General features: G+C 68.1%; 9 protein-coding genes. 7 read left to right on the forward strand and 2 right to left on the reverse strand.

Going from position 1 to position 8,197, the window contains the following annotated elements:
• From AAF184_23535 to AAF184_23565, 7 genes are all read left to right on the forward strand, one after another.
• Positions 1-631, forward strand: a 631-nt coding sequence (locus tag AAF184_23535; protein ID MEO0425329.1) for an ABC transporter ATP-binding protein, incomplete at its 5' end; no start/stop codon positions are given.
• A gap of 12 nt (positions 632-643) precedes the next feature.
• On the forward strand, positions 644-1,291 hold the full coding sequence (locus AAF184_23540) for an energy-coupling factor transporter transmembrane component T (GenBank protein ID MEO0425330.1): 648 nt from the start codon (positions 644-646) through the stop codon (positions 1,289-1,291).
• Complete coding sequence (locus AAF184_23545; GenBank protein ID MEO0425331.1) at positions 1,288-1,824, forward strand: biotin transporter BioY; 537 nt, start codon at positions 1,288-1,290, stop codon at positions 1,822-1,824. The genes AAF184_23540 and AAF184_23545 overlap by 4 nt, the downstream gene beginning before the upstream one ends.
• A 95-nt stretch (positions 1,825-1,919) precedes the next feature.
• The gene (locus tag AAF184_23550) at positions 1,920-4,502 is read left to right on the forward strand and encodes a penicillin acylase family protein (protein MEO0425332.1); all 2,583 of its coding nucleotides are present in this window, start codon (positions 1,920-1,922) and stop codon (positions 4,500-4,502) included.
• Between the two features lies 1 nt (position 4,503).
• On the forward strand, positions 4,504-4,848 hold the full coding sequence (locus AAF184_23555) for a hypothetical protein (protein ID MEO0425333.1): 345 nt from the start codon (positions 4,504-4,506) through the stop codon (positions 4,846-4,848).
• Positions 4,849-4,861: 13 nt separating this feature from the next.
• Positions 4,862-5,479: an alpha-ketoglutarate-dependent dioxygenase AlkB gene (locus tag AAF184_23560; GenBank protein MEO0425334.1), complete on the forward strand. Its 618-nt coding sequence runs from the start codon at positions 4,862-4,864 to the stop codon at positions 5,477-5,479.
• 78 nt (positions 5,480-5,557) lie between these two features.
• The gene (locus AAF184_23565) at positions 5,558-5,935 is read left to right on the forward strand and encodes a hypothetical protein (protein MEO0425335.1); all 378 of its coding nucleotides are present in this window, start codon (positions 5,558-5,560) and stop codon (positions 5,933-5,935) included.
• A gap of 18 nt (positions 5,936-5,953) precedes the next feature.
• Here the strand turns inward: AAF184_23565 and AAF184_23570 are convergent, their stop codons facing one another.
• Together AAF184_23570 and AAF184_23575 are read right to left on the reverse strand one after the other, a co-directional pair.
• Positions 5,954-7,696 carry a hypothetical protein gene (locus tag AAF184_23570; protein ID MEO0425336.1) on the reverse strand — a complete coding sequence of 581 codons (1,743 nt, stop codon included), beginning with the start codon at positions 7,694-7,696 and terminating at the stop codon, positions 5,954-5,956.
• A gap of 249 nt (positions 7,697-7,945) precedes the next feature.
• Positions 7,946-8,197, reverse strand: a 252-nt coding sequence (locus AAF184_23575) for a hypothetical protein (protein ID MEO0425337.1), incomplete at its 5' end; no start/stop codon positions are given.

Genomic DNA, 8,197 nt, shown 5'->3' on the forward strand with positions numbered 1-8,197 from the left:
CGAGTGGGATCAGGCGAGGGTCGGCGTGATCGGCGCCAACGGCTCGGGCAAGAGCACCTTCGTTCGATTGCTCAACGGCCTGGTGCGCCCCGACGTCGGCGCTGTGCACGTGGACGGACTGCTCGTCGACCGTAACCTGGCGGCCGTGCGGCGGCGGGTCGGATTCGTCTTCCAGCAGCCGGACCATCAGATCGTGATGCCCACGGTGGCTGAGGATGTGGCCTTCGGGTTGACCAACCAGGGGTTGGCGAGGCACGAGATCGATTCACGCGTAGCGCGCACCCTCGCCCACTACGGCCTGACCCACCTCGCGCAGCGTCCGTGCTACCGCCTGAGCGGTGGTGAGAAGCAACTGCTGGCGTTGGCAGGCGTGGCGGCGATGGCGCCTTCGCTCATCGTGTTCGACGAACCCACGGCGCTGCTCGATCTGCGCAACCGCAATCAAGTGCGTGCCGCCATATCGGGGCTTTCCCAGCACGTGGTGTTGGTGACCCACGATCTCGAGCTGTTGGGCGACTTCGATCGTGTGCTCGTGTTCCACACAGGCCGCTTGGTCTTCGACGGGCCGCCTGCTCCTGCGATCGATGCCTATCGCGCGCTGATCGCCGACGTGGAACGATCCACCGAATAGAAAAGATAGTGAATGCAACTGTTCCTCTTTCAATCCGGCGATAGCTGGCTCCACCGGCGCAGCGCGGGCGTGAAGTTTGCGTTGCTGCTGCCCCTCTCGGTGGCGCTCTTCACGCAGGAGAATCGCGCGGTGCTCGTGGCGGGTCTGGCTCTGGCGTTGTGGGCGCTCGCGAGCACGGGCCTGCCTTGGCGCCGATGGGTGGAGGCGTTGCGCTGGCCCCTGCTTGCCGTAGCGATGCTGGCCGCACTGAACGCGCTCTGGTTGGGTCTGGACCACGCGACGACGGTAGCCCTGCGCCTGTCAGCGGCCTTGATCCTGGCTTGCGCCTTCACCGCCAGCACCCGGATCAGCGCGGTGCTCGGGGCCCTGGAAGGTGCGCTGCTGCCCCTGGAGCGCCGCGGTTGGCTGCACGCGCAGAAGGTCGCCTTCACCCTGGCCCTGGCCCTGACCTTGGTGCCGGTGATGGTCGAGCAGCTGCGCCTGGCGCGGGAGGCACAGGTGGCGCGCGGGGCCGGTCACACCCTTCGCGGCTTGTTCACGCCGGTCCTGGTGCGGGTGATGAAGGCGGCGGAAGAGCTCACCTACTCGGTGGAAGCCAGGGGTTTTCCGCGCCCCTCCTTGGCCGATGGGCGCGGGGCGGCAGCCGAGCGCTCCGCATGAGTACTCGCCACCTGGTCCAGGTTGCGGTGTTCGCGGCCCTGATCGGCGCCCTCGGCTTGCTGCCGCCGATCCCGCTCGGCTTCACGCCCGTGCCCATCACGTTGCAGACGCTCGGGGTCATGCTGGCGGGTGTATTGCTCGGCCCGATCCGCGGCGCCCTCGCCTGCGTAGTCCTGTTGTTGCTGGTGGCGGCGGGTTTGCCCGTGCTCGCCGGTGGGCGCGGCGGTTTGGGCGTGTTCCTGGGGCCTACGGCGGGGTTCCTGTGGGCCTGGCCGCTCGGCGCATGGGTGGCTGGCGCCTGTGTGCCCCAAGGCGCCGGGGTGGGGTTTTGGCGGGCACTGCTCGGTGCTGTGCTCGGTGGCATCGTGGTGGTCTACTTCGGCGGTATCGCCTGGCTCGCCACCGCTGGTGGGCTCGGGTGGTCGCGCGCGGCCCTGACCAGCCTGGCCTTCGTACCGGGCGACTTGGTGAAAGCGGTCCTGGCCGCCTCGGCGGCGACCAGCGTGTCCCGTGCATTGCCGCCCGCACGCTGAGTGCGCTGGCTGGGCCGATTACAATCAGGATTCCGCCGCCCAGGCAAACATAGCTGGAAGTTCATGAGTTCGATTTTTTCCCGTGGCGCGTCGCGATGATCGGCGCTGATATGCGTGATGCGGGCTTGAAGCCTCGCCCGGGGATCCTCGGCACGCTGCTCGCGGTGGTGGTGCTGGCGGGCTTGATCGCCATCGGCCTGCGCCCGGTCGGGCCGCTGCCGCCCTTAGGGCCGCTGCTCAATCCCCTGACGGGCGTTTGGTCCGTCGCCCGCCAGGCACGCCCCCAGGCGGTGAGCACGGAGGTCATTCCAACCTTGGATGGGCCCGTAGAAGTGCACGTGGACGCCCACGGCGTCCCTCACATCCGCGCCACCACGTTGCTCGATGCGATCCGTGCCTTGGGTTTCATGCAGGCGTCGGATCGGTTGTTGCAGCTCGAAATCCAGACCCGCGCCACGGCGGGTACGCTAACGGAATTGCTGGGCGAGCGCGTGCTCCCCATCGATCGTGAGCAGCGGCGCCTTGGCCTTGCCTGGAGCGCGAAGCGCGCTTGGGAGGCCTTGCCTGACACCTCCCTCGATCGGGCGCTCTACGAGGCCCTCGCCGAGGGGATCAACGCCCGAATCGATACCTTAGGTGAGGCGGATCGACCTTTCGAATACCACTTTCTGAATCGCGCGCCGCAGCGCTGGGATCCCCTGCGCAGCGTCCTGCTCGAGCGACGCATGGCGTACACCCTGTCCTACAGCGACTCGGATCTGTGGCGTCTGCGCGCGTCCGCTCTCGTCGGCGAGAGCGCGGCCAATGCCCTCTATCCGGTGGATAGCCCCCTGCAGGAGCCCGTGCAGCCACGACGCACGCCGGGGACCCAGGCGAACGACCGACTGCCCCTCCCGGCATCACCGGACGCTGACCTCCTGCAGCAAGCCGATGCGCTGCTCGCCGCGGTGCCGCCGCCGGTGGCGGTGCCGGACGGGATGGTCCTCGGCAGCAACAACTGGGCGGTGGCCGCGTCGCGAAGTACTTCGGGTCACGCGCTTCTGGCCGGTGATCCCCACCTCTCGCTCACCCTCCCCTCGATCTGGTATGAGGCGCATATCGTCGTCGAAGAGGAAGGCCTGGACGTGCATGGGGTGAGTATTCCCGGTATCCCCGGCATCGTCATCGGCTATACGCCACAGGTGGCGTGGAGCATGACCAACAACGCGGCCGACGTCGTCGACTACTACGCGGAGACCCTGGACGATACCAGTGCGCCGTCCCGCTACGAACTCGACGGCGAGTGGCAGCCCCTGGAGTCCACCACCGAGCAGTTCTTCGGCCCGGACGGCGTGCTGCTCGAGGAGTACACCCAGCATTACACGCACCGAGGCCCTCTGTACGTGACGCAAGAGGGGGCCCTGTCCATGCGTTGGCTCGCCCTCGAGCAGGGCGCAAGCCCGACGTCGTTTCTGGATGCGGCGCTCGCGGGCGACGTCGATGAGCTAATGGAAGCGTTCGCCAGCTTTGCGACGCCGTCGCAGAACTTCATCATGGCAGACGTGGGTGGGCGCATCGCGATTCGCTCGACGGGCCTGTTTCCGATCCGACCCTCGCTCGAGGCGCAGGCGGGATCCGAGGGGCCATTGGAGCCGCAGGATGGCGGCGATGGTCGGCTCATCCGCGACGGCAGCACCCGGGCCAGCGATTGGCTGGGCTACTGGCCCCTCGATCGCTACCCCCAGGCGGTCGATCCCGATCAGGGCTACCTGGCCTCCGCCAACCAGCAGCCCCTGGATCCGGCGGACGATCCGGCCTACCTCGGCAACAACTGGACCAGCCCCTGGCGAGCCCTGCGCATCAACCGTCTGCTACGCGAAGCCCCCGGCCCCCTGAGCGCGGAAGACCTGAGGCAGTTTCAAACGGATCCGGGCAACGAGAAGGCCCTGCGCTTCGTGCCCTTCTTTACAGCGGCGGCTGATCAGTCGCTGCAGGCGCCAGCGGCCATGCTCGCCGCTTGGGACGGCGAGTACCTCGCCGATGCGCCGGAGCCGCTGTTGTTCGAGACGGCCTTCTCCAACCTCAAGCGCTTACTGTGGGACGAGCTACGCTTCGACGCGGCGCCGGACCGGGGCCTGCCCCGCCCGCCGTGGCCGCGGGAAGCCGTGGTGTGGGCCCTGGCCGAGAACGATCCGACCTCCGCCTGGTGGGATCGGGTCGACACGCCAGCCGTCGAGCAGCGCGACGATCTCCTGCGGGCCGCCTTGTCGAGCGCATGGGGTGAGCTGCGCGCCGCCCACGGCGAGCCGGAAGACGGGGGCTGGGCGTGGCGTCTGCACCGCCACGCCAACGTCAAGCACCTGGCGCGTTTTCCGGGGCTTGGCCGCCTGGAGCTCGAGAGCCTGGGGGCCGGTCCTGGCAACCTCAACCCCTCCAGCGGCGACGGTACCCACGGGGCGAGCTGGCGCATGGTGGTGGAGCTCACGGCGGAAGGCCCTGAGGCGTACGTGACCTACCCGGGCGGGCAGTCGGGCAATCCGGCGAGCATTCACTACGACGATCGCCTGGCGGGCTGGCAGCAGGGGCATTTGGCGCCTGCCACCGAGGCGCCGAGGGTCGGTGATCTCATCCATGGCCATCGCCTGCACCTGGTGCCAGGCCGGGGCGTCGCGGGGCGAGGAGGCGGTTTTGGATCCTGATTTGGATATTCCACGCGGCGTGTTCATCGTCGGTCTGATGCTCCCCGTGGCGGTGGGCACGGCCACCCTCGGTTGGTGGGCGACGGTCGCGTTTGGCTTCCTCGCCGGGGTGCTGTTGGCGAGGCGGCGTCGCGTGTTCTTGCCGGCGATGCTGGCCGGCGCCTTCGCCTGGGGCTTTCTGTTGGTGGTCGCTGCCTTCGGCATGGGTGAGGGGGCTCGTTTGGCGAATGCGGCCGGCGCGGTGATGGGGATCAACGGCCTGCTCTTCATCGCCCTGACGGTAGTCTTCGCGGGCCTCACTACGGGGTGTGCGGCGGTGGCCGGTCGCCTGCTGCGCTGGCGCTGACTCGGGCCCGACCGTGGCCCGCTGCCTGAGCGAGGATCGCCTCGGCCTGTGCTACCGCTACGACCCGCACTTCTGCGAGCCCTCGCTCGCCGATCGCTGGTTCGCGGAGTTGCGCGACACGGTGCCCTGGATCCAGCCGCAGGTGCGCGTGTACGGGCGTTGGCATCCGATGCCGCGTCTGACGGCGTGGGTCGCGGATGACGCGCGTCCCTACGCCTACTCCGGCGTCGAGCACGCGGCCGCGCCGTGGACGCCGACGCTCTCGGCCGTGCGCGAGGCGGTGGAGTGCGCCAGCGGCCACCGGTTCAACGCGGTGCTGTTGAATTTCTACCGCTCCGGGGCGGACACGGTGGGCTGGCACAGCGACGACGAGTCGGTGCTGGGGGATCGGCCGGTGATCGGCTCCGTCTCCCTGGGCGCCCCACGACGCTTTCGCTTTCGTCCCCATCCGCGGGCGCCTTCGAGGCCCGAGGCTGGGCCCGACGAGCAACCACGGTGTGAACTCCTGCTGGAGCACGGCAGTCTACTGGTGATGGAGGGCGATACGCAGCGCCGCTGGCAGCACTGCCTGCCGCGCGGGCGCGCCTCGCAGCCGCGCCTCAACCTGACCTTCCGCCAGTTGCACGATTAGGCGTCGGGGCGCCCCCGCTTCGCCGCTGTCGCACTGCCGATTGCACCCGTGCGCGGGGCCGCGCCAAAATGAGGAACTATGAAAACGCTAGCCAAGATCTCGGGCGGTACCGCCGTCTTGACCGTTCTGCTGCTCTGCGCGACGGGCGCCGCCTTCGCGCAAGAGTCCTGCCGCAAGCCCCAATCAACTGTGAACATTCCTGACGGCCAGTCGGCCTCGAAGGACGAGATGATTTCGGCGCAAACGGCCGTCAACGCGTTTCTGGACGAGATGAACGCGTACTTGGAATGCCTCGATGAGCGCGCCAAGGCGCTGCCAGAGGGTGAGTCCGGCAAGCGCGCACGGGTGATCAACGATGCCCGCTACACGGCGGCGCGCGATGAGATGCAGGACCTCGCCGAGAAGTTCAACTTGCAGGTGCGCGTCTACAAGCTGCGTTCGGAGCGGCCGAACTAGCGCCGCACCGCAGCCTGCCTAGCGCTCGTCCCCGCCCTGGTCGGCGATGCGGGCGAGCCGGTCTTCCCTCGCCGCCTCGGGCGGCTTCTCCCGGTAGGGTTCCTCGTCAGCGCCGCTGGCGCGCCCCGTGGTCGCGAGGCGGTCCGCCGCATCCAGCAGGCGCTCTGCCAGTCCCAGGTCGTCCGCAGCCACCGCGTCGGTGGCACGGGTGATCAGCGCCTCTTCGAAGTACTTCCAAAGGCTCGGCATGTCCTGCGGTGGATCCGCCAGGGACGTGAGTGCCTCGAGGTAGAGCAGTGCGCTGTCGTTGGTCGGCTCGAGCAGCTGGCCATCCTGGAGGCGAGCCAGGGCCAGGTCTCGTAAGCGCTGGTGTTCGAGATCGTCGTAGCGGGCCTGGGTGAGGGCGACCTGCAGTTCCTCGGCGCGCACCTTGGCGAGCGTGGTGTCGGCCAGGTCCATGAGGTCGGTAAGCACGCGCTGCGCCTCTTCGTGCTGCCCCGACACGATGTAGTCATCGATGCGAAGCTCCAGCTCGCCCTGCAGCCGGGCGCGCAGGTCGCCGGTGAGTTCGGGGCTTGCGTTCAGGTCGATCAACTGCAGGAAGACGTCGCGCGCGTTGTCCTCCCACGGTGGCAGCAGGTGATCCTCGGCGATCGCGATCTCGAACTGCTCAGCCGCCAGCTCGATCTGCTGCTCGTTGTTCTCCCTGATCGTCACGATCTCAGCTCGTGCCTCACGTACGTCCGTGGTCTCCCCCGGCCGTGCGGCCGCGGCCGCGGCGATCAGCTTCCGCGCCTCTTCGTACTGTGCGCGTTGCGCAGCACCTAGTGCGTTCGATAGTAGGAAGGACTGTTCCCCCGTATCCACCTGCGAGCCGATGACGCCTAAGCGGGGGTGGCTCGGTGCGATACGCCGGGCACGGCTCAGGGCTGCGCGGGCTTCTTCGAAGTCCTCATCGCGCAGGGCGAGCTCGGCCTGGGCGAACATCTGGTTGACCAGATCGTTGATGCCCTGGGCAGCCCGCCGGTGGTTCGGGCGATACGCCAAGACCTGGCGGTAGTAGTAGTGAGCGTTATCGCCCGGTGGGTCGACGAAGCGGCGTGCGTCGCGAGCGCGCTCGGCGGCGATGAGCGCCCGGTTCAGGGCGCGATCGTCATCGTCCAGGCGCAGGGTGGCGGCGGCGGCGTCAGTGCCCCCATCCCGCTCATGGCCGAGGAGAAAGAAGCCGCTCACGGAGCTGAGAAAAATCATCGCTGCCAGGGAGAAGGGCAGCGCTGTGCGATTGGTCTTGGTGGGGCGTCGCGACTCGCGCGCATCCACCCGCAGGTTGCGCGCCTGCTCCACCGTGCCCGACATGCGCTCGTGGTATATGCGCGCGGCGGCATCGACGAACAAACTCAGCTGGCCCTGGGAGATGGGCTCCATCAGGAAGCGGAAGATGTCGCCCGACTCCTGCAGGCGCAGGAGCGCATCGTCGTGGCCCTGCTCGCGGCGTCCTACGGCGATGACCGTCAGGTTCGGATTCCAGGCGCGCAGTCGCGGCAGCAGGCGCGGCAGCGACTCGGGGACGGCGTTGGTCACCAGCACGCCCACCGGCTCGGCCTGTATCAGCTGTTCCGCCTTGCTCACGCTGGTGGCGTGGCGCACGCGGTAACCGTGCCGACAGGTGGCAAGCACCTTGTAGAGCAGATCGCGCGTCTTGGTGAGGACGACGATATCGACCGGGCGGGTCGAACTGTTGTGATCAGCGTTGGCGGGCATGGCGTTCGTTCACAGCGCAATGGCGACAGGCCAAGAAGCGTACCGGTCGACACTCGGCCGGGCGGAGCAGCCCATCACGTAACGATCGCGACCGGACTGAGGCGCGCACAGGACTGTGCGGATGATCACGGGAAACGGGCGGTTTATGACAAACCGCAGCTCAACGCTAGCCTCGGCCGAGCCCGTCTGTCCAAGCGTCGCCCGCAGGTGACGGTGAAATCCCCGTATTGAGTGAAACGGTGTGCGGTCTCAGGTGCCTGAGCGCGGGCGTGTGGTGGCGTCGCCGCTGTTGGTGTCGCCACCGCCGAAGGCCCACACGCCGGAAGAAAAGGTGCTGCCGTAGGTGAGCGCGATGCTGAGGGTCTGGCTGATCGCGCTAAGCAATTGATCTTCCGTGAGAGGGCTCAGGGGATGGATGAAGGTTGCCCAGAGTGTGTCGCGCGCGATCGCGTAGCGGGCGTCCAGGGCCGTGTCGAAGTTCGCCTGGAGCAGGCGTCGCAG

This window comes from Pseudomonadota bacterium, from assembly GCA_039815145.1.
Lineage (GTDB): Bacteria > Pseudomonadota > Gammaproteobacteria > Steroidobacterales > JBCBZW01 > JBCBZW01.

Coding starts and splice junctions, on each gene's coding strand:
- AAF184_23540 (MEO0425330.1), top strand. CDS start 644: ATGCAACTGTTCCTCTTTCAATCCGGCGATAGCTGGCTCCACCGGCGC.
- AAF184_23545 (MEO0425331.1), top strand. CDS start 1,288: ATGAGTACTCGCCACCTGGTCCAGGTTGCGGTGTTCGCGGCCCTGATC.
- AAF184_23550 (MEO0425332.1), top strand. CDS start 1,920: ATGATCGGCGCTGATATGCGTGATGCGGGCTTGAAGCCTCGCCCGGGG.
- AAF184_23565 (MEO0425335.1), top strand. CDS start 5,558: ATGAAAACGCTAGCCAAGATCTCGGGCGGTACCGCCGTCTTGACCGTT.
- AAF184_23570 (MEO0425336.1), bottom strand. CDS start 7,696: ATGCCCGCCAACGCTGATCACAACAGTTCGACCCGCCCGGTCGATATC.